We start from the raw sequence: 20,317 nt of genomic DNA on the forward strand, positions 1-20,317 counted from the left end.
GTTCGGCGATCCCGCCCGAATACAAAGGTGTTCTCTGCCACCATTGGCGCCATGGAACCGAACCCGCCCTTCGGCGGCGGTCGACCGGAGGGATCGCCCGTGCCCGCACCTCTCATCGGCGTCTCCACCTATCTGGAACCCGCGGCCCGCTGGGGCGTATGGGAGTTGCCCGCCGCGCTCCTCCCCACCGCCTACCCGCGCATGGTCCAGCGGTCCGGCGGGCTGGCCGTGCTGCTCCCGCCGGACGCCCCCTCCCGGGCCGCCGCCGCGGTGGCCCGGCTGGACGGTCTCGTCATCGCGGGCGGCGCGGACGTGGAGCCGGCCCTGTACGGCGCGGAGCGCGACTTCAGGACGGGGCCGCCCGCCGAGGAGCGCGACTCCTGGGAGACGGCCCTGATCCGGGCTGCGTTGGAGCTCGGGACTCCGCTGCTCGGGGTCTGCCGGGGCATGCAGCTGCTCAATGTGACGCTCGGCGGCACCCTGACCCAGCACCTCGACGGACACGGCGGACCGCTGGGGAAGGCCGGCGTCCTCGGCGCACACCCGGTCGCCCCCGTGCCGGGCACGCGCTACGCGTCGATCGTGCCGGAGGAGACGGCCGTCCCCACCTACCACCACCAGTGCGTGCGGCGGCTCGCGCCGGGACTCGTGGCCTCGGCGCACGCGGTGGACGGCACGGTCGAGGCGGTCGAGCTGCCCGGGGCCGCGTGGGTGCTCGGGGTGCAATGGCATCCGGAGATGGGCGAGGACCTGCGGCTGGCACGGGCGCTGGTGGCGGCGGCCTCGGCGGCCAGTCCGGCCGGGCTGCCCGTACCGCGCTGAAGGGCTCGCCCCGCCGCGGCGCACGGGGGCGGACCGGCGGCAGCGCCGTGCCCGGCGACATCGCCCGGAGGGAGCGTCGTCCGGTACGTGCGACCGCGGGGCGGCCGGAAGCCCTCGGACGGGATCTCCCCGCTCGGACGAGGCCGGCGCTCGGGAAGGTGCCGGGCGGCGCGACGGGGCGACGTCTCCGGGAGGGGCGTCGACTGGTGCGGTGGCCGGTGAACCTCTTCCGGCTCACCGCACGCACCGACCGCCGCGGCGCGGGCAGAGTACGCGGCGGGACCTGTGGACCGGCCCGAGCCCCCTCAACGCGGCGGGACGTCCCGCGCCGTCAGTGACAGCAGGTCGCGCGCCGGTCCCGTCGGACGGTGGCCGGTGGGCCACACGGCGCGCAGCTGGCGCCGCAGCCGCATGCCGCCGATCGGGATCTGCACCAGGCGCCGGGAGGACAGCTCCTCCCCCACCGCCAGTTCGCTGAGCACGCAGGGCCCCGCCCCGCTCTGGGCCGCGCCCTTCACCGCGGTCGTCGAGGAGAGTTCGAGCAGCGGCGCGGCGAGCCCGCCGTACGCGGCCAGGGCGGCGTCCAGGACCTGGCGGGTCCCCGAGCCCCGCTCCCGCAGCACCAGGGGGGTGGCGGCCAGCTCCCGGGGCGTCAGCGGTGTGCGGCGGCGGGCCCATGCGTGGCTCGGGGCGACCGCCACCACCAGGCGGTCGTGGGCGATGACCGTGCCGTCGAGCCCCGTCGGCACGGAGAGTCCCTCCACGAACCCGAGATCGGCCTCCCCCGTGCGGAGCCGCTCCGCGACCGCCGCCGAGTTCCCGGCGAGCAGCGAGACCGCGGTGCCCGGCCGCTCGGCGCGCAGCGCCATCAGCCAGCCCGGCAGCAGATACTCGGCAATGGTCATGGAGGCGGCGATCCGCAGCCGGGAGTCGCGCCGGTCGCGCAGCGCCTGCGCACCGGCGTCGAACGCCTCGGCCGCCTCGACGATCCTGCGCGCCCAGTCGGTGACCAGCGCGCCCGCGTCGGTGAGCCGGGAACCGCGCGGCGAACGGTCCAGCAGGGCCAGGCCGAGCTGCCGTTCCATGGAACGGATGCGGCTGCTGGCCGCGGGCTGGGTGACCCCGACGTCGCGGGCCGCGCGCCCCAGGCTGCCGTGCCGGGCGACGGCCAGCAGCAGCTCCAGCGCGCCGAGGTCGGGCACCCGGTGGGAGAGCGGAACATGCGCATCGGCGGACATAAAGTCAGCTTATGACCTCATAGGAACGAGATCCCTGGTGGGGTTGGGCGCACTTTCCGAGAATCGTGGCATGGCCATCCATTCCCAGCCCCGACAGTCCTCCGCGCCCTCCCCGGCTGCCCGGCCGCCCGCCGTGCCCCTCCCCCGCCTGCGGCACATCGGCCCCAACTGGTACGCGAGTGTCATGGGCACCTCGATCGTGGCGAGCGCGGGGGCCGCGCTGCCGGTGAGCGTTCCGGGGCTGCGGGGCGCCTGCACGGTGGTGTGGGCGCTCGCGACGGTGGCGCTGGCCGTCGTGCTCGCGGCCCGCGCCGGGCACTGGGCCGCCCACCGCGACCAGGCGCGCGACCATCTGCTGGACCCGGCCGTCGCCCCGTTCTACGGCTGCCTCTCGATGGCGCTGCTCTCCGTCGGGGGCTCGACGATGGTGGTCGGCCGGGACGTCATCGGGCACGGGGCCGCCGTGGCCGTGGACGCCGTGCTGTACACGGCGGGCACGGTGACGGGGCTGGCCGCCGCCGTGGCGGTCCCGTACCTGATGGTGACGCGCCACCGGATCGAACCCGGTACCGCGTCGCCGGTGTGGCTGCTGCCGGTGGTGGCCCCGATGGTCTCCGCGGCGCTCGGGCCCCTGCTGATTCCCGAGCTGCCCGCCGGTCAGTGGCGGGAGGCGGCCCTGCTGGCCTGCTACGCGATGTTCGGGCTGAGCCTGCTGGCCACGCTGGTGATGCTGCCGCTGGTCTTCGCCCGGCTGGTCCACCAGGGTCCGCTGCCGTCGGCGCTGACACCCACGCTGTTCCTGGTGCTCGGGCCGCTGGGCCAGTCGACGACGGCGGTGGGCCAGCTCGCCGATGTGGCGAAGACCGCGACCCCGGCGCCGTACACCGCGGGCTTCGAGACGTTCGCCGTGCTCTACGGAGTGCCGGTGATGGGTTTCGCGCTGCTGTGGCTGGCCCTGGCCTCGGCCCTGGTGGTGCGGGCGGCACGCAAGGGCATGCCCTTCGCCATGACGTGGTGGGGCTTCACCTTCCCGGTCGGCACATGCGTCACGGGCGCCGCGAGCCTGGCCCGGCACACCGGGGTGGCGGCGTACACCTGGCTGGCCGTCGGGCTGTACGTGCTGCTGGTGACGGCGTGGGCGGTGGCCGGGCTGCGGACGCTGCGCGGGCTGGTCAGCGGAGCGCTGCTCGCAGCGCCGCGGGTGCCCGCGCCAGCGACGGCCCGTACCACGTGAGGTACCGCCCGTCGACGAGCGCGGCGGGCAGCCCGGGGAACGCCTCGGGCCCGTCGTCCGCCGTGAAGCGGTACGGCTCGTCCGGCAGGACCACGAGGTCGGCACCCGCCGCGTTGAGCCGGTCGAGCGGAATCCGGGGATAGCGCTCGGCGTGGTCCCCGTAGACGTTGTGGACGCCGAGCCTGGACAGCAGGTCACCGGCGAAGGTGTCGCGGCCCAGCACCATCCAGGGCCTGCGCCACACGGGCACGACCGCGCGGCGCGGGGCCCGGGGCTGCGGCAGCGCGGCCCAGGCGGCCTCGGCCTCGTCCAGCCAGCGCGGCCGGGGCAGGTCGCAGGCGGCGGCCAGGGCCCGCTCCAGTTCCTCGAACGCCTGGTCGAGGTTGCGGATCTCGGTGACCAGCACCTCGGCCCCGCCGGCCCGGAGCGCCGCGAGGTCCGGTGCGCGGTTCTCCTCCTCGTTGGCGAGGACGAGATCGGGCCGGAGCGCGAGGATCGCGGCCACGTCGGGGTTCTTGGTGCCGCCGACGCGGGCGGCGGACAGGTCGGCGGGGTGGGTGCACCAGTCGGTGACGCCGACCAGCCGGCCCGGGGCGGTGACGGCGACGGCCTCGGTGAGCGAGGGGACCAGGGAGACGACGCGCACGGCGGGCACCCCTCTCAGCGGCGCGGGTCGACGGTGGCGTCGATGTGCTCGGCGACCGCCACGACCAGCAGACGGGTGCCGGGCATCGTGGCCCGCCAGCGGTGCCGCACCCCGCCGGACAGGAAGAGCGTGTCGCCCTCGCCCAGCCGGTACGCCCGCCCCTCGGCCTCCACCTCCACGGCGCCCCGCACCACGTACATCACCTCGTCGTTGCGGTGCTGGAACTCGCGCCCGAGGTCGAGTTCGCCGGTGAACTCCAGGGCGCTGAGCTGATGGCGTCCGCGCACCACCCTGCGCACCCCGCCGTGCCCTGCACCGGCAACGATTCCGGCGTGCTCTTCGCCCAAGCCGCTCCCGTCGCACGCCTCGCCCAAGCCGCTCCCGTCGCACGCCTCGCCCGCGCCGCTCCCGTCGCACTGCTCGCCGCCGACCGTCGGGCTCCCGGCCGCGCGGACGACATCGACGGCGCGTGCCGAGTCCGCGGCGGCGCGCAGCCGTGCCGCGGTGGTCTCCAGGGCTCCGGCGACCCGGTCCAGGGACCGGGTGCTGGGCCGTGCCCGCTCGTTCTCGATCTGGCTGAGGAACGGCACGGACAGGCCGCTGCGGGTCGCCACCGCGGCCAGTGTGAGCCCCAGCGACCTGCGCCGCCGACGGATCGCGGCTCCCACGCGGAGTGTTTCCTTCTCGTCCATGTGCGGCTCCCTCCCGACTCGTCATCCTTCCGCTTGTCGGCGCATTCCGCACACGGTTGCATGAGATCGGCCGGTTAGGGCCCTCCGGCAGCCACGCGCACGCGGGTCGGCGCCTTCCGGACGGCGGGGTGCCGCGGCCTGACGGCCGCAGAAGAGCATCCAGGCACGGGAAAGGCATCCGGGCACGGGAAAGGGGCGGGCCCGCCGATGGCGACGCCCGCCCCTTTTCGTGTCCCGGGGTTCCGGGGTTCCGGGGTTCCGGTCCGGGCCCTACTGCGGGGCCATGGTGTCCACCATGCCCGGGTTCTTCTTCATCCAGGCGCCGACGGCCTCTTCCTCATGGCCGGTGCCGTGCTTCTGGATCTCGTTCTCCAGACCGGCGAGCTGGTCCTCGCTCAGCTTGAAGTCCTTGAACCACTGCGTCAGCCGGGGGTACGTCTTCGGGAAGTCCTTGCTGGTGATGGTGTGCAGCCGGTCACCGTCGCCGAAAGCCTTCTCGGGGTCCTCCAGCTTGGTCATGTCGAACTCGCTGTACGCCCAGTGCGGGGTCCAGAGCAGCACCGCGATGGGCTCCTTCTTGGCGTACGCGCGCTTCAGCTCGGCCAGCATGCCCGGCGTCGAGGAGTCGACGACCTGGTACTCCTTGTCCAGGCCATAGGTCGGCAGCACGTTCTTCTTCAGGTTCTCCATCGTGGCGGTGCCCGGCTCGATGCCGATGATCCGGCTCTTGAACCGCGACGCCTTGCCCTTGAGGTCCGCGAGGGACTTGACGTCCTTCACATAGGACGGCACCGCGACCTCGATGGACGTCGGGCCGTACCAGGAGCCGAGGTCGGTCAGCTTGGAACCGTACTTGTCCCAGTAGTTCTTCTGGGTGTACGGCAGCCAGCCGTCGAACTGCACGTCGATCTGGCCGCGGGACATCGCGGTGTACATCGGACCGACCTCGAACTGCTTGAGGTTGATCTTGTAGCCGCGCTCCTCCAGGACCGCCTTCCACAGGTAGGTGGCGGCGATGTCCTCCTCCCAGGGGAACCAGGCCACGTCGAGGGGACGGTCGCGCTCGTCCTTGCCGTGGGCGGCCTCGGCCGCGCCGGACCCGGCCACGGGGGTCCACTGGTCCACGGCGCCGGGGCGGGTCTTCAGCCAGGTGCGGACGGCCGCCTGCTCGTTGCCGGAGCCGGCCTTCTGGATCTCCGCCTCCAGGCTGGTGAGCTCGTCCTCGCTCATCTTGAAGTTCTTGAGCCAGGCGCTGACCTCGGGGTTGTCGGCGGAGAAGCCCTTGCGGGCCAGGGTGTGCACGCCGTCGCCCTTGCCCCACAGGCCCTTGGGGTCCTTGAGCTTGGTGAGCTCGAACTGGTTGTACGCCCAGTGCGGCGACCAGAGCGGGACGACGATCGGTTCCTTCTTGGCGTACGCGCGCTTCAGCTCGGCCAGCATGGACGGCGTGGAGCCGTCGACGACCTTGTACTCCTTGTCCAGACCGTAGCCCGGCAGGATCTTCTCCTTGAGCAGGCCCATCTCACCGGCGCTCGGCTCGATGCCGACGATCCGGCCCTTGAACTGCGACGCCTTGCCCTTGAGGTCCTCCAGGGACGTGACGTCCTTCAGGTACGCGGGGACGGCCAGCTCCAGCGAGGTGGGGCCGTACCAGGCACCCAGGTCCTCCAGCCGGTCCTGGTACTTCTCCCAGTACTGGGCGTGGGTGACCGGCAGCCAGGAGTCGGTCTCGAAGTCGATCTGGCCGCCCGCCATACCCGTGTACAGGGCTCCGGCCTCGTACTGCTCGACGTCGACCTTGTAGCCGCGCTGCTCCAGCATCTCCTTCCAGAGGAAGGTGGAGGCGATGCCCTCGTCCCACGGGATGTAGCCCATGCTGATCTTCTTGCCGATGCCCGGCTTCGAGGCGTCGGCGCCCTTGTCCGGACCGTGGGAGCCGAAGAGCCCCATGCCACCTGCGACGAGGGCGAGGACGACGATGCCGGCGACCGCGACGACGGGCTGCGGACGGTGGTTCCAGACCTTCAGTCCGCCGGCCATGGCCTGCGCCTTGGCGACCGCCCGGCGGGCGAGCGGGGAGACCTCGCGGCCGAGCGCGCCGGTCATCCGGTCCAGGTACATGGCCACGATGACGATGGAGATGCCCGCCTCGAAGCCGAGGCCGACATCGACGTTGCCGATGGCGCGGTAGACGGCGCCGCCGAGTCCGCCGCCGCCGACCATGCCGGCGATGACCACCATGGACAGGCCCAGCATGATGACCTGGTTGATACCTGCCATGATCGTGGGCAGCGCGAGCGGCAGCTGCACGCGCAGCAGGGTGTTGCGCCGGGTGGTGCCGAACGCCTCGGCCGCCTCGACGAGCTCGCCGTCGACCTGGCGGATGCCGAGTTCGGTCATCCGGACGCCCGGGGGCAGCGAGAAGACGATGGTGGCGATGATGCCGGGAACGACACCGACGCCGAAGAAGATCACGCCGGGGATCAGGTAGACCATGGCGGGCATGGTCTGCATGAAGTCCAGGACGGGCCGGGTCACCGCGCTCACGGCCTTGGACCGGGAGGCCCATATGCCCAGCGGCACGGCCAGCACCAGCGCGATGATGGTGGCGACGAGCACCAGCGTGACGGTGTCCATCGCCTCGTTCCACAACTCCACGGAGTCGATGAGGACGAAGCCCGCGAAGGCGAGGACACCGGCGAGCAGACCGCGCAGCCACCAGGCGATGACCGCGACGATGCCCGCGAAGATCAGCGGGGTGGGGGCGGAGAGTACGGCGGCGATGCCGTCGAACATGCCGCTCACGACGGAGCTGATCGCGTCGAACAGCCAGGACAGGTGGTTCTGCAGCCAATCGACGGCGGAGTCGACCCAGCTGCCGAGGGGGAGCCTAGACACTGGCCACCTTCTTCACGTCGGCGGCCGGGGTCCGGACGCCCTGCGGGGCCTCGGCGGGGCTCATGGGCTCGCCGAGGACGGCCAGCAGCCGGGCGCGCGGCACGACACCGACGAGCTCGCCCCGCGCGTCGGTGACGGCGACGGCGACCCCGCTGCGGGAGCAGGGGGTGAAGAGCTCGATGATCGGCGTGGACTCGGTCACGGTGGCCGGCGCCTCGCGCAGGACGTCGTCCGGCGTGCGGAGCTCCTTCCCTCCGTCCGTGCTGGTGCCCAGGACGGTCTCCGGATCGGCCATGATGGCGCCCGCGGTGAGCACCCGGGTGCGGTCGACGTCCTGGGTGAAGGACGCGACGTAGTCGTTGGCCGGGGTGACGAGGATGTCCTCGGCGGTGCCGAGCTGGACGATCCTGCCGTCGCGCATCACGGCGATGCGGTCGCCGAGGCGCATGGCCTCGTTGAGGTCGTGGGTGATGAAGACGATGGTCTTCTTCAGACGCTTCTGCAGTTCGAGCAGCTGGTCCTGCATGTCGCGGCGGATCAGCGGATCGAGGGCGCTGAAGGACTCGTCCATGAGCAGCAGATCCGCGTCGGTGGCCAGGGCGCGGGCCAGGCCGACGCGCTGCTGCATGCCGCCGGACAGCTCGTCGGGCCAGGACTTCTCCCAGCCCGCGAGGCCGGTCAGCTCCAGCGCCTCGGCGGCGCGCTTCTCGCGTTCGGCACGCGGCACGCCCTGCACTTCGAGGCCGTACGCGGCGTTCTCCAGCACACTCCGATGGGGGAAGAGCGCGAAGTGCTGGAACACCATGCTGATCTTGGAGGACCGGACATGGCGCAGTTCGGCGGGGGTCAGGGCGGTCAGGTCCTGGCCGTCGAACAGTACGCGCCCGGCCGTGGGCTCCAGGAGTCCGTTGAGCATGCGCAGCAACGTGGACTTCCCGGATCCGGACAGACCCATCACCACGAAGATCTGGCCCGGTTCGACGGTGAACGAGGCATCGATCACCGCTGCGGTCGTTCCGTCGGCGCGGAGCTCGTCACGGTCGGCACCGCCTTCGAGCTTTCGCACCGCTTGATCGGGTCGTCTGCCGAACACCTTGTACAGGTGTTCGGCTTGCAGCCTTGACACATACACCTCGCGCGTTGAACCGAAAAACGGTCTGCCACCCCCTCCGGCAGACCGTAGAGCGGTGCGGGTTCGGCCCGCATGGCACGTGCACTGGTTGAATTCGCTACGTGATTCGCTCCGGCTGCGCGCCTGCCCCCACCCGAACAAGCCAAACACAAGAGTGATTCACGTCACATATGAGCGGCGATTCGACCGGCTCCGGCCTGACCTCGCGCCGGCGGGTGGACACCGCCCGCCGGCGCGGGCATCCGCGACGCCCCTTCCACGTGCGAAGAAGCACCCTCAGCACCCCGGCCGCGCGGCCGACGGCCGCTGTCGGCGGGGTCGGGCATCATCGGGGTGTGACGCGACGACTCATGCTCCTGGACACCGCCTCCCTCTACTTCCGCGCCTACTTCGGGGTGCCCGACTCGGTGCGCGCGCCGGACGGGACGCCGGTCAACGCCGTGCGCGGACTGTTGGACTTCATCGCGCGCCTGGTGCAGGACCACCGCCCGGACGACCTGGTCGCCTGCATGGACGCGGACTGGCGGCCGCACTGGCGGGTGGAGCTGATCCCCTCGTACAAGGCGCACCGGGTGGCGGTGGAGACCGCCGAGGGGCTGCCCGACGAGGAGGAGACCCCCGACACCCTGGCCCCGCAGGTGCCGGTGATCGAGGACGTCCTGGACGCACTGGGCATCGCCCGGGTCGGCGCCCCGGGGTACGAGGCGGACGACGTGATCGGCACGCTCACCCGCCTGTCCACCGGGCCGGTGGACATCGTCACCGGCGACCGGGACCTCTATCAGCTGGTCGACGACGCCCGCGGGGTGCGGGTGCTGTACCCGCTGAAGGGGGTCGGCTCGCTCCAGCTGACCGACGAGACGTGGCTGCGGGAGAAGTACGGGGTGAACGGCTCCGGCTACGCCGACCTGGCCCTGCTGCGCGGCGACCCGAGCGACGGCCTGCCCGGGGTGCCCGGCATCGGCGAGAAGACCGCGGCGAAGCTGCTGGACGCCTTCGGCGACCTGGCCGGGATCATGGCCGCCGTCGACGACCCGGCCGCCCGGCTGACCCCCGCGCAGCGCAAGCGGCTCGACGAGGCCCGCGCGTATGTGGCCGTCGCCCCGAAGGTGGTCCGCGTCGCCGAGGACGTACCGCTGCCCGCGTTCGATCCCGCGCTGCCCGCCGGGCCGCGCGACCCCGCCGCCCTGGAGGCCCTGGCGAAGCGATGGGGGCTGGGAGGCGCCCTGCAGCGGCTGCTCTCCACGCTGGGCACCTGAGATGCTAACTTAGGTAAGCCTAAGCAAATCGGATCAGGGAGAACCTCGTGGCACAGCGACCGGCACGACAGGCACCCAAGGCGCAGCGGGCCCAGGTTCTGCGCACCGAGCGGATCACCCCGAACATGGTGCGCGTCGTGTTCGGCGGTGACGGACTCGCCGAGTTCGAGCTCTCCGGGTGCACGGACCACTACGTCAAGATCTGCTTCGCCCCCGAGGGCGCGGACTACCCGCACCCGTTCGACATGGCCCGCATCCGTGCGGAGCAGCCGCGGGAGCTGTGGCCCTCCAATCGCACGTACACCGTGCGCTCCTGGGATCCGGACACCCTGGAGCTGGCGATCGACTTCGTGGTCCACGGAGACGAGGGGCTCGCCGGGCCCTGGGCGCTCCGGGCGGTCCCGGGCCAGGAGGTGACCCTCCTCGGTCCCGGCGGGGCGTACGCCCCGGACGCGTCGGCGGACTGGCACCTCCTCGCGGGCGACGAGAGCGCCCTGCCCGCCATCGCCGCCGCCCTGGAGCAGATGCCGACGGGCGCCTTGGTGCACGCGTTCGTGGAGGTGGCGGACGCCTCGGAGGAGCAGAAGATCGCCATGCCTGACGGAGTCGGGGTGACCTGGCTGCATCGCGGGGAGCGCCCGGTCGGCGAGGCGCTGATCACCGCAGTGACGGAGCTGGAGTTCCCGGAGGGCGACGTCCAGGCGTTCGTCCACGGCGAGGCGGGCTTCGTGAAGGAGATCCGCCGCCATCTGCGCCTGGACCGCGGGATTCCCCTCCCCCGCCTCTCGATCTCCGGGTACTGGCGGCTCGGGCAGAACGACGACGCCTGGCGCTCGGTGAAGCCCGAGTGGAACGCACAGGTGGAGCGCGAGCAGGAGAGCGTGGCCGCGTAGCACCGCCCGCTCCCGTGTGCCCCCGGCCCCGGCCGGGGGCACACGCGTTTCCGGGGTACGCACGCCGTGGGGTGCGGCGGCTTCGCGTCGAACGGACCTTTGACGGTACGGCCGTGAGGGGGACACGGCGGGTGGGCGGACGAGCGCCCGGCCGGACCGCGTGGAAGGATCTCCCGCACGCCCGACCCCCGGACCGTCACACCGGACCATCGCGCCGAGGCCCGCTGCCGCCGGTTCCCGGGCCCGCGCCGCCGGCCTCCGGGTCCGCGTTCCTCGCGGCCTTCCGGGCGTGCGTTTCTCGGCTCCCGGGCCCGCGCTCCTCGGCTCCCGGGCGTGCGAACGACGACGAAAGGCGTGGGTCCATGCCGGTGTCCGTGGCGCTCTTCACCTCCGACCTGCGGCTGCACGACAATCCGGTGCTGCGGGCGGCGGCGGGCGACGCGGATGCCGTCGTCCCGCTGTTCGTGCGCGACAGGGGGATCCGGCTGGCCGGTTTCGACGCCCCCAACCGTCGGGCGTTCCTCGCGGACTGCCTCCGCGACCTCGACGCGGGACTGCGCCGCCGCGGCGGCCGGCTGGTCGTCCGGAGCGGCGATGTGGTGGCGGCCGCCCGTGCCGTGGTCGTGGAGACCGGCGCGCGCGAGCTCCACATCGCGGCGGGTGTCAGCGGATACGCGCTGCGCCGCGAGGAGCGATTGCGGAACGCGCTGGCGGCGGTCGGCTGCGCGCTGCGCGTCCATGACGCCGTGGTCACCGCGCTCCCGCCGGGCCGGGTCGCCCCGGCGGGCCGGGTCGCCCCGGCGGGCCGGGACCACTTCGCGGTGTTCACGCCCTACTTCCGCCGCTGGGAGGCGGCGGGGGTGCGGGGCGTGCTGCCCGCTCCCCGCACGGTGCGACTGCCGGAGGGGGTGCGCGGCGATCCGCTGCCGGAACGGAAGGAGGTGACCAGGGTGTCGCCCGGACTCGCCACGGGCGGCGAATCGGTGGCACGCCGACTGCTGTCCGCCTGGGTGAACGGTGCGATGGACGACTACGAGCGATGTCATGACGACCTGTCGGCCGACGCGACGTCACGGCTCTCGCCCTACCTCCATTTCGGCTGCCTCTCGGCGGTCGAGGTGGTCCACCGGGCGCGGCGGCGGGGCGGCGCGGGCGCCGAGTCCTTCGTACGGCAGCTGGCCTGGCGGGACTTCCACCATCAGGTGCTCGCCGCCCGCCCCGACACCGCCCATGACGACTACCGCCCGCGCGGCGACCACTGGCGTGCGGACGAGAGCGGGGCCGCCGCCTGGCGAGCCGGGCGCACCGGATACCCGCTCGTGGACGCGGGGATGCGGCAGTTGGCGCACGAGGGCTGGATGCACAACCGAGCGCGCCTGCTGACGGCGAGCTTTCTGACCAAGACGCTGTATGTGGACTGGCGGGTCGGCGCGGCGCACTTCCTGGACCTGCTGGTCGACGGCGATCTGGCGAACAATCAGCTGAACTGGCAGTGGGTGGCCGGCACGGGGACGGACACCCGGCCGAACCGCGTCCTCAACCCCGTGATCCAGGGAAGGCGGTTCGACCCCCGGGGCGACTACGCACGCCGCTGGATCCCGGAGCTGGCCGGGCTGAAGGGCGGCGCCGTCCACGAGCCGTGGAAACCGGCCGCCCGGGAGGCGGCGCCGGACTACCCGGAGCCGATCGTGGACCTCGGCGAGGCACGGGCCCGCTTCGAACGAGCCCGCGGCCTCCGTTGACCGCCTGTCGGCACCGGAGCGGGACGCCCGCACCCGTGCTCGCGCGCGGGCAGGGCGCGGGCAGGGCGCGCGTGAGGAAGTCCCTCCCCGTACACGCTCCGCGGGACACGGAGACGGAGACGGAAACAGATACGGCTACGGAGACGGACACGGTCGCGGCGGTGACCGGCGCACTGGCCGGTGCCGTGTACGGGTACGGCGCGCTTCCGGTGCGCCGGACCGGACCGCCGCACGTTCCGCCCTCCGGGTACGGGACGGACGGGGTGCGGCGGACGGCCGCCCTGGTGGCCCCGGCGGAGCGGCGGGACGGGTCCTCGCCCGGCACGCGTTCCGATTCTCCGGGCGCCCACCCACCCCAGAACTACACATAAGGGGCATATAAGAGCAGAATGGCAGAGCGGGCCGCTCTCGCACGGAAGAGGCGGCCGGGTCCGCGGAAGCGAAGGAGACGAACCCCATGTCGAACCTCTCGCACACCGGCCACGATCTGGCCGGTCACCCCGATGTTTCCGAAATGCGTGACCGCTACGCCCGCGTGTTGGGCGGGCGGGACGTGGCGCTCGTGGACGCACCGGTGTTCCTCGTCGGTCTCTACTGCGCCATCTCTCCCTGGGTGGTCAATTTCCTGGGGGCCCAGCCCAGGCTGTCGACGCACAACCTGATCATGGGTATCGCGATCGCGGTACTGGGTCTCGGGTTCACCGCCATGCCGGAGCGGATGTACGGCCTGAGCTGGGCCATCTGCGCCATGGGCATCTGGATGATCATCTCGACCTGGGTCGTCGGCAGTGCCCCGAGCCTCGGTGTGGTCCTGAACAACGTCATCATCGGCGCACTGACCCTGCTGCTCGGGCTGGTCTGCGCGGGCGCGTCGATGCAGTCCGGCAGGCGCACGACCCGGAGGCGAGCGGCCCGAACCGAGCGGCCGGCCCGAGCCGACCGACCGGCCTGATCAGACCGGCACGAACCGACGGTCGGCACGAACCGACGGTCGGCACGAACCGACGGTCGGCACGAACCGACGGTCGGCCGGTCCGCGGGAGGCGGACCGGCCGACCGTGCCCGGGGCCCGTGTCACCGGCAAAACGGCAGATAGTCCACGTCGTACCCGAAGTACCGCGGTCCGGCCAGGGCCAGACCGCCCGGGGTGGTCCAGCGCGGGTCGCAGGGCGCCGCCAGCACGCTGACGCGCAGCCCGTACCGCAGGCCCTCCGTGGTCACCGGGTCACCGGTGTCGGTGTCCAGCACGCAGATGAGGTCGGGGGTGGTGGCGACCGTCTCGCCGTCCCGGGTGGCGAGCAGGTGCTCGTTCTGGAAGCCGAGTTCGAGGAACCGGCCGGTGTCCCCGCCCACCCCCTCGATCCGGGCGCTCCCCCGGGCGAAGCCGCCCTCGGTACGGCGGCTGACGTCCACGACCTTGCCGGTCAGCAGATGGCTGCCGGACAGCATGGCGCGGGCCGCCCGCACCGGGTCCTCGTGTGCGGCGCGCGCCTCACGGACGGCCGTGCCGAGTCGCTCGGCGAGCGTGAGCGTGGCGGGGACGAGCCCGTCGGCGAGCTGGTCGCCCCGCATCACGGTGTCGGCGCTGGAGATCTGGCAGCCGAGTTCCACGCAGACCGCGCGGGCGATGCGCTCGGCCGCGTGGTTGGAGACGGCGTCGACGATGACCGTGTTGCCCTTGTCGTCGGCGAGCGCCATCGGGGTGTTGGCCACCCCGATCAGTCCGGGCAGTACCATCTGCGCCTCGGGGAACGCCCGGCCCATGGCGTCCCCGTCGATCAGCGGCAGACCCGCCTGGGCGGCGCAGGCGATGGGCAGCATGGAGTTCACGCCGCCGACCTCGATCGGCGCGATGTGGGTGGCGGAGCGGCCGATGTGCCTCTCCAGGGCGCGCAGCGCGGCCACCTCCTCGCCCCCGGCCGGGACGCGTTCCAGCAGGACCGTCGGTGCCCCCATGCCGGAGACGGGAACGACGGTCGCGTCGGCCGGGACCTCGTCGAAGGAGACGAGCCGGACCGGCCCGTGGCGGCGGATGGCCTCCCGCGCCAGCAGCTTGCCGATGTAGGGGTCGCCTCCCCCACCGGTGCCGAGGATGCCCGCGCCGCGCGCGATGTCGTCCAGGTTGTCGAGGGTGATCTCACGCATGTGACGCTGCTCCGAGGGTGTCGGGCGCCCCGGCCGGGGCGCGGGTGGTGCCGATGCCGTTCAGGTCGAGGTCGCCGACCGCCTTGACCCGGATCCGGGTCGCACCGCCGGGCAGGTAGGCCAGCGGGACCTCCTCCACGTCGACGATGCGGACGGTGCCGGGCCGGGCGCCCGCGCTCTCGGCCCGTGCGACGGCCTCCTCGCGCGCCTCGGCGAGCACGGCGTCCCGGCGTCCGTCGGGGACCCGGAAGACCCGGTCCACCTCCCCGCCGACCTGGGCTATGGCGGCGCCCACGGCGTTGGCGACATCGAAGTGGCCGGGGCGCCGCACATCGTCGAAGCCCGGCAGGGACGAGGGCACCAGCACGCTGCCGCCGCCCACCGCGACGACCGGCAGCGCCCCCGGCGCGGTGCGCATCCGGTCGACGGTCTCCGCCAGGCGTTCGGCGATCCGGTCGAGGGCCCGGGCGGTGAAGGCCGGGTCCAGGTGCGCGACGCGGGAGCGGTCGCCGATGTCCGCGCGGCCCGCGGCGACCGCGAGGTCCGTGGCGGTCAGCGTGGATCCGCCGAAGACCAGCGCCTCCTCGGTGAGCCGGTAGCCCACCGAGCGGGGACCTGTCTCGCCGTCGGCCGACACCAGGGATCCGCCGCCGATGCCGAGCGACAGCACGTCGGGGATGCGGAAGTTGGTGCGGATGCCCGCGGCCTCGCTCTCCCCGGCCGCCTCGCGCGGGAAGCCGCCGATCAGGATGCCGACGTCGGCGGTGGTGCCGCCGACGTCCACGACCGCGCAGTCGCCGAGGCCGGACAGGAACGCCGCGCCGCGCATCGAGTTGGTGGGTCCGGAGGCGAACGTCGCCACCGGGTAGGCGCGGGCGAAGTCCACGTCCATCAGGGTGCCGTCGTTCTGCGACAGGAAGAACGGCGCGGTCAGCGAGACATCGGCGAGCGACGTGGCGAAGGACTCGACGATCGCGGTGGCGAGATCGCGCAGGGCCGCGTTGATGATCGTGGCGTTCTCACGGGCGAGCAGCCCGACGCGTCCCAGTTCGTGGGAGAGCGAGAAGTGGACGTCCGGCCCCAGTTCCGCCCCGAGGATCTCGGCGGCCCGGCGCTCGTCCTCCTCCGCCACCGGGGAGAACACCGAGGAGACGGCCACCGAGGTCAGTCCGCGCGCGGCGATGTCGGCGGCGGTGCGCTTCAGTTCGTCCGGGTCGAGCGGCGACAGCGGGCGCCCGTCGAACTCCCGCCCTCCGTGGCAGAGGTAGCCGTGTCCGCCGACGGCCGCCCGCTGGCGCTCCGGCCAGTCGGTCATCGGGGGCAGGGCGGCCGTGGCCGGCAGGCCCAGGCGCACCGCCGCGACGGGAGCGAGACGGGCCCCCTCGATCAGGGCGTTCAGGAAGTGCGTGGTGCCGATCATGACGGCGGTGACGTCCTGCTGCGGCGGGTCCAGGGCCCGGATCGCCGTGGTGACCCCGGAGGTGATGTCGGAGGTGGTGGGGGTCTTCGCGGTCGCGAGGATCCGGTCGTCGTCCCCCAGGAGGGCGGCGTCGGTGTTGGTGCCTCCGACGTCGATTCCGATGCGCATGGTGGGTGTCCGTCTTTCGTAGGGGGTGGGGTGTCGGGTGCGGTCCGCGGGTCAGGCGGGGGCGCTCTGCGTCCGGGCCGCGTCCCGCTCCGCCTCGATCGCCGCGGCAGGCCGCGCGGGCTGGGCGAACGGCAGATCGCGGGCGCCGCGCACCAGGCCGAGCTTGCCGATGACGGCATAGCCGAGCCCGGCCAGCAGCAGGGAGTTGAGCGCCGGTATCCCCCACCACTGGTAGTGGTCGCCGAGCCAGCCGAACAGGGAGGCGACGGCCCACAGGGCGATCGTGGCCGGAACCCAGCTCGGTTCCGTCTCGGGCAGCCGTCCCACGGCGCGCGAGGCGTCGAGCTGCGGGCGCCACTTCTTCACCACGAAGTACTCGGCGACCATGATCCCGGCGACCGGCGGGGTGAGGACGCCGAGAACCGTGAGGAACTCGGTGAACCGGTCCAGGATCCCGGCCGCCGCGGCGAGGCTGCCGAGCACGCCGATGACGACGGTCGTGCCCACCCGGTGCAGCCGGACCTTGAACAGCGCCTCGACGGCACCGATCAGGCCCAGCGACGACGAGTACAGATTCCAATTGTTGATCTTCACGGTGGCGGAGACCAGGACGATGACGCCGATGACCCCGGAGGAGGAGGTGATGATGGCGATCAGGTCGGAGGACTTCACCGCGTAGGCGAGCAGCACGCCGCCGAGCCCCAGGACGTACTCGCCGAGGCTGATGCCGACGACGGTCTGCTTGACCACGTCGCCGGTGTTGCGGTTGAAGCGGGTCATGTCGGGGGTGGTGACCGCGCCGACGATGTACGAGCCGGCCACGATGGTCGCGCCGGTGGCCACGGAGAGGTGGGCACCGAACGGGGCGGCCGTCACCAGGTCGCCGATGTGGTGGCGGGAGAACTCGACGGCCATGGCCCAGCCGGCGAGGCCGAGGAAGGCGGGAACGGTGACGAAGGCGGTCCAGCCCATGACGCGGAAGCCGCGCAGGACCAGTGCCGTGACGCCGAGGCCGCAGACCAGGCACCAGGCCCACAGGGGCAGCGCGGGCACGATGGAGTGGAGCCCGGCCGCGAACACCGCCGTCTGCACGCCGAACCAGCCGAACAGGCTGACCGCGATGACGAGCCCGATGAGGGTGGAGCCGTAGCGGCCGAAGCCGGTCCAGCGGACCAGCATCGAGGTGGAGAGCCCCTCTCTCATCCCGGCGATGCCGACGAAGATGCAGACGACCTCAAGGATCACCGAGCCGAGCGTGAACGCCCAGAACGCGCCCCAGAAGGAGAGGCCGGCGCCGAGCGTGGCGCCCAGCAGGAACTGGGTCAGGTCGGAGAGCTGGCCGAAACGCTGCACGGCGACGTTGAACCAGGAGTAGCGGGCCGCGCGGGGCACGCGCTCCAGCGGGTAGTCCTCGTCCTGCGCCGGGGGCTCGGGCTCGTGTGCGGGCGGCTGCGGCTGGGGCCGCGTCGCGGACTGCTGGGTCATGGGGACGGTCCTCGGGTGGCGGGGGCGGACGGGGGCAGGGAGGGGCGGCACGGCAGCACGGCGGTGGGCTGCTCCGCGGAGGCGGTCGGATGCTCCCGGGGGGAGAACCGTGGGGGTCAGAGCGGGAGGGGCGGTCCCGCGGCCCGGGCGCGCAGGAGCACCGCGCCCGGCAGATACGGCACCGGCAGATCCGGTTCGGACCGGGTCTCCACGCGCCGGGGGTCGGCACCGGCCCGTACGGCTCCGGCCCTCGCCAGATCGCGCACCTCGTCGCGTACGGCGTCGAGCCGGCGGCCGGGACCGCGAGTGACGATGCGGTCGTACTGGCCGCCGACCGGGCTGGCCGCCGCCCCGAACGCCCCGGCGACATCGCCGTGCTCGGGCCGTACGACGTCGAATCCGGCCAGTACGCGGCCGGGCACACCACCCGCGCCGCCGCCCACCAGGATCAGCGGCAGGAGTCCGGGCGCGGGGCGCATCCGGTCGGCGGCCTCGGCCAGGTCGCGGTGCGCGTCGGCGGGCACGGTGATCAGGTCCGGGAAGCGCAGGCTGACGGGTACGCCGCCGAAGCGTTCGCCGGGTCCGGCCTCCTGCGGGTATCCGCCGGTCAGGGCGCCGACCCGGGCGCGGCGACCGCCGATGTCGGCGACCACGGCGTCGCCGAGACCGGCCAGGAGCCCGGCGCCGCGGATGGTGCAGGCCGGGCCGCTGCCCAGGCTGAGCCCGGGCTGACGGCGCAGGTACTCCAGGCTCATGAGCGTGCCGTCGCTTCGGGTGACGAGCACGGCGGCGCCGGGCGCGAGGCCGAGGCGCGGCAGGGTCTCGGCCAGTTCGTCGGCGACCCGTGCCACGAGCACGGACAGGGCGGCGTCGAGGACGGTGGCGTTCTCGCGGGCGAGCAGGCTGAGGGTGCCGACGTCGCTGGAGAGCAGGACGGTGGTGTCCGGACCGGTCTCGGCGCGCAGGATCTCGGCGGCCTCCCGTTCCTGGCCGCCGTCGACCGGCGAGAACACCGAGGTGATGGCGAATGCCTCGGCGCGTCCCGCGAGCGAGGCACCGAACCGGGCGACGGCGTCCCGGTCGAGCGGGGTGGCGTCGCGGGGGGACAGCCCCCCGCCGCCGCGCACGTTCGCGATGCCGGCGCACACCGCGTCGCGCAGCGCCGGGGGCCAGCCGAAGAGCGGCCGGACGGCGTCCGCGGCGGCGCCCCCTACCCGCAGCACCCCGACCCGGGCCAGCCCCTCCCGCTCCCGGACCGCGCGGGCGGCGACCCGCAGCCCCACGGCGAGCTGGGTGGCCCGGCGCCGGGGCTCGGCGGGGAGCGCGCGAACCGCGGCGGCCAGCGAGCCGATGGCGTCACCGGCGAGCGAGGGGACCTTGACGGCCCGCACCGCCCGGCCGTCGTCGAGCAGGACGGCGTCGGTGTTGGTGGGCCCGACGTCCACGCCGAGGATCATGACGTGCCTCCCTCGGACCGTCGGCCGGGGGCGAGCCCCGGGAGGCCGAAGGCGGACGGGCCGGCCAGCCGCAGGCCGTCCGGTGTGTACCAGACGGGGGCGGAGGGCAGCGTGACGAGGCGGACGCGCAGCCCGTAGCGGACCTCCTCGACCGGGACGGCCCAGCCGGTGGCCACGTCGACCAGGGCGATCACGTCCGGGACGACGGCGAGGGGGGTGCCGTCCTCCAGGGCGGCGACGAACTCGCTGCGGGCCTCGACGAGGACCAGCCGTCCGGTGTCCGGGCCGGCGCCCTCCAGCAGGACGGCGGTGGCGTCGTCGCCGTCGGCGTCCTGGGCGGAGTACCGGCGGACTGCGGAGACCTTGCCGGTGAGCAGTGGCTCGGGCCCTTCGCCGCGGCCGAGGGCGAGCGCCCGCGTGACCGATCCGGTGACGGCGTGGCGGGCCGCCTGACCGGCGGTGAGCGGGTAGTCGGCGGACGCGGCGCGCCCGCCGAAGGCGTCGAGGGCGGCGCGGACGAAGTGTTCGAGGTGGGCGCCGTCGACGCCGTCGACGACGACGGTGCGCCCCAGCTCGTCGACGAGGACGGCCGGGCAGGGGCGCAGTCCGGCCAGCTCCAGGACGTTCTGGTCCATGCGGGGAAAGGCGCGGCCCATCGAGTCGGCGTCGAGCAGCGGCAGCCCCAGCCGGGCCGCCCAGGCCAGGGCGACGCACCCGTTGAGGCCGCCGATCTCGCTGCTCATCACCGCGGCCACCGGGGTTCCGTGCAGGCTCTCGAAGCGGGCGCGCAGCCGCGCGGGCTCGTCCCGGCCGCCGATCCGCTCGGCGGCGACCGCGGGGGAACCCACCAGCCCGACCGGCATGACCAGGGCGTCGGCGGGCAGCTCGGCCGGTTCGGCGACGCGCACCGGACCGCAATCCTCGATCGCCTGTCCGGCGATGGGCAGGGTCACATCGGCGGGGCCGCCGCCCCCTGAGCCCAGGACGGCACAGCCCCGCGCGAAGTCGGCGAGTGCTCCGGCGTCCACGTGCATGCGTTCCAGCCTAGGGAGGCGCAAGGCGGGTCGCCTGGGCCATCGGCCCCCT

Annotated in this window: 17 protein-coding genes; 7 read left to right on the forward strand and 10 right to left on the reverse strand. The window is 73.4% G+C overall.

The features are described 5' to 3' along the window. Positions 1-51 precede the first annotated feature (51 nt). Complete coding sequence (locus ACIHCL_RS19985) at positions 52-822, forward strand: gamma-glutamyl-gamma-aminobutyrate hydrolase family protein (RefSeq protein WP_399863504.1); 771 nt, start codon at positions 52-54, stop codon at positions 820-822. A 305-nt stretch (positions 823-1,127) separates the two neighbouring features. Here the strand turns inward: ACIHCL_RS19985 and ACIHCL_RS19990 are convergent, their stop codons facing one another. Further along, on the reverse strand, positions 1,128-2,060 hold the full coding sequence (locus ACIHCL_RS19990; RefSeq protein ID WP_399863506.1) for a LysR family transcriptional regulator: 933 nt from the start codon (positions 2,058-2,060) through the stop codon (positions 1,128-1,130). Positions 2,061-2,130: 70 nt separating this feature from the next. Here ACIHCL_RS19990 and ACIHCL_RS19995 point away from each other — a divergent pair, with 70 nt between their 5' ends. Then, positions 2,131-3,294, forward strand: a complete 1,164-nt coding sequence (locus ACIHCL_RS19995; RefSeq protein WP_399863508.1) for a TDT family transporter — start codon at positions 2,131-2,133, stop codon at positions 3,292-3,294. Here ACIHCL_RS19995 and ACIHCL_RS20000 read toward each other — a convergent pair. From ACIHCL_RS20000 to ACIHCL_RS20015, 4 genes are all read right to left on the reverse strand, one after another. Continuing rightward, entirely contained in the window at positions 3,233-3,940 is a 708-nt protein-coding gene (locus tag ACIHCL_RS20000; RefSeq protein ID WP_399863511.1) for a helical backbone metal receptor, read from the reverse strand. The genes ACIHCL_RS19995 and ACIHCL_RS20000 overlap by 62 nt on opposite strands. A gap of 14 nt (positions 3,941-3,954) precedes the next feature. Beyond that, the gene (locus tag ACIHCL_RS20005) at positions 3,955-4,632 is read right to left on the reverse strand and encodes a helix-turn-helix domain-containing protein (RefSeq protein WP_399863513.1); all 678 of its coding nucleotides are present in this window, start codon (positions 4,630-4,632) and stop codon (positions 3,955-3,957) included. Between the two features lie 270 nt (positions 4,633-4,902). Next, entirely contained in the window at positions 4,903-7,530 is a 2,628-nt protein-coding gene (locus ACIHCL_RS20010; protein ID WP_399863516.1) for an ABC transporter permease/substrate binding protein, read from the reverse strand. Next, positions 7,523-8,656, reverse strand: a complete 1,134-nt coding sequence (locus ACIHCL_RS20015; RefSeq protein WP_399863519.1) for a glycine betaine/L-proline ABC transporter ATP-binding protein — start codon at positions 8,654-8,656, stop codon at positions 7,523-7,525. Before ACIHCL_RS20015 ends, ACIHCL_RS20010 begins: the two co-directional genes overlap by 8 nt. A 356-nt stretch (positions 8,657-9,012) precedes the next feature. Between ACIHCL_RS20015 and ACIHCL_RS20020 the strand changes: the two genes are divergently transcribed. The 5 genes from ACIHCL_RS20020 to ACIHCL_RS20040 all read left to right on the forward strand — a co-directional run bounded on the left by ACIHCL_RS20020 (position 9,013) and on the right by ACIHCL_RS20040 (position 13,508). Continuing rightward, positions 9,013-9,921, forward strand: coding sequence for a 5'-3' exonuclease H3TH domain-containing protein (locus ACIHCL_RS20020; RefSeq protein WP_399863720.1), 909 nt, complete (start codon positions 9,013-9,015; stop codon positions 9,919-9,921). Positions 9,922-9,968: 47 nt separating this feature from the next. After that, positions 9,969-10,814: a siderophore-interacting protein gene (locus ACIHCL_RS20025; RefSeq protein ID WP_399863521.1), complete on the forward strand. Its 846-nt coding sequence runs from the start codon at positions 9,969-9,971 to the stop codon at positions 10,812-10,814. A 362-nt stretch (positions 10,815-11,176) separates the two neighbouring features. After that, complete coding sequence (locus ACIHCL_RS20030) at positions 11,177-12,556, forward strand: cryptochrome/photolyase family protein (RefSeq protein WP_399863523.1); 1,380 nt, start codon at positions 11,177-11,179, stop codon at positions 12,554-12,556. Positions 12,557-12,717: 161 nt separating this feature from the next. Continuing rightward, positions 12,718-12,927 (forward strand): hypothetical protein, encoded by a 210-nt coding sequence (locus ACIHCL_RS20035; RefSeq protein WP_399863526.1) that lies wholly within the window; start codon positions 12,718-12,720, stop codon positions 12,925-12,927. 86 nt (positions 12,928-13,013) lie between these two features. After that, positions 13,014-13,508, forward strand: coding sequence for an SPW repeat protein (locus ACIHCL_RS20040; protein ID WP_399863528.1), 495 nt, complete (start codon positions 13,014-13,016; stop codon positions 13,506-13,508). A 122-nt stretch (positions 13,509-13,630) separates the two neighbouring features. Here the strand turns inward: ACIHCL_RS20040 and ACIHCL_RS20045 are convergent, their stop codons facing one another. From ACIHCL_RS20045 to ACIHCL_RS20065, 5 genes are all read right to left on the reverse strand, one after another. Then, positions 13,631-14,701, reverse strand: coding sequence for a DUF917 domain-containing protein (locus tag ACIHCL_RS20045; protein WP_399863530.1), 1,071 nt, complete (start codon positions 14,699-14,701; stop codon positions 13,631-13,633). Next, positions 14,694-16,289, reverse strand: a complete 1,596-nt coding sequence (locus ACIHCL_RS20050; protein WP_399863531.1) for a hydantoinase/oxoprolinase N-terminal domain-containing protein — start codon at positions 16,287-16,289, stop codon at positions 14,694-14,696. The genes ACIHCL_RS20045 and ACIHCL_RS20050 overlap by 8 nt, the downstream gene beginning before the upstream one ends. 51 nt (positions 16,290-16,340) lie before the next feature. Further along, a complete protein-coding gene (locus tag ACIHCL_RS20055; protein WP_399863533.1) occupies positions 16,341-17,774 on the reverse strand; it encodes a purine-cytosine permease family protein in 1,434 nt (477 codons plus the stop codon). A gap of 116 nt (positions 17,775-17,890) precedes the next feature. Next, a complete protein-coding gene (locus ACIHCL_RS20060; protein ID WP_399863536.1) occupies positions 17,891-19,231 on the reverse strand; it encodes a hydantoinase/oxoprolinase N-terminal domain-containing protein in 1,341 nt (446 codons plus the stop codon). Then, positions 19,228-20,265: a DUF917 domain-containing protein gene (locus ACIHCL_RS20065; protein ID WP_399863539.1), complete on the reverse strand. Its 1,038-nt coding sequence runs from the start codon at positions 20,263-20,265 to the stop codon at positions 19,228-19,230. The genes ACIHCL_RS20060 and ACIHCL_RS20065 overlap by 4 nt, the downstream gene beginning before the upstream one ends. Positions 20,266-20,317: the final 52 nt, after the last annotated feature.

Source organism: Streptomyces sp. NPDC052042 (assembly GCF_044548345.1).
In the GTDB taxonomy this organism is placed as follows: Bacteria; Actinomycetota; Actinomycetes; order Streptomycetales; family Streptomycetaceae; genus Streptomyces.

Coding starts and splice junctions, on each gene's coding strand:
- ACIHCL_RS19985 (WP_399863504.1), top strand. CDS start 52: ATGGAACCGAACCCGCCCTTCGGCGGCGGTCGACCGGAGGGATCGCCC.
- ACIHCL_RS19990 (WP_399863506.1), bottom strand. CDS start 2,060: ATGTCCGCCGATGCGCATGTTCCGCTCTCCCACCGGGTGCCCGACCTC.
- ACIHCL_RS19995 (WP_399863508.1), top strand. CDS start 2,131: ATGGCCATCCATTCCCAGCCCCGACAGTCCTCCGCGCCCTCCCCGGCT.
- ACIHCL_RS20005 (WP_399863513.1), bottom strand. CDS start 4,632: ATGGACGAGAAGGAAACACTCCGCGTGGGAGCCGCGATCCGTCGGCGG.
- ACIHCL_RS20020 (WP_399863720.1), top strand. CDS start 9,013: ATGCTCCTGGACACCGCCTCCCTCTACTTCCGCGCCTACTTCGGGGTG.
- ACIHCL_RS20030 (WP_399863523.1), top strand. CDS start 11,177: ATGCCGGTGTCCGTGGCGCTCTTCACCTCCGACCTGCGGCTGCACGAC.
- ACIHCL_RS20040 (WP_399863528.1), top strand. CDS start 13,014: ATGTCGAACCTCTCGCACACCGGCCACGATCTGGCCGGTCACCCCGAT.
- ACIHCL_RS20045 (WP_399863530.1), bottom strand. CDS start 14,701: ATGCGTGAGATCACCCTCGACAACCTGGACGACATCGCGCGCGGCGCG.
- ACIHCL_RS20050 (WP_399863531.1), bottom strand. CDS start 16,289: ATGCGCATCGGAATCGACGTCGGAGGCACCAACACCGACGCCGCCCTC.
- ACIHCL_RS20055 (WP_399863533.1), bottom strand. CDS start 17,774: ATGACCCAGCAGTCCGCGACGCGGCCCCAGCCGCAGCCGCCCGCACAC.
- ACIHCL_RS20060 (WP_399863536.1), bottom strand. CDS start 19,231: ATGATCCTCGGCGTGGACGTCGGGCCCACCAACACCGACGCCGTCCTG.
- ACIHCL_RS20065 (WP_399863539.1), bottom strand. CDS start 20,265: ATGCACGTGGACGCCGGAGCACTCGCCGACTTCGCGCGGGGCTGTGCC.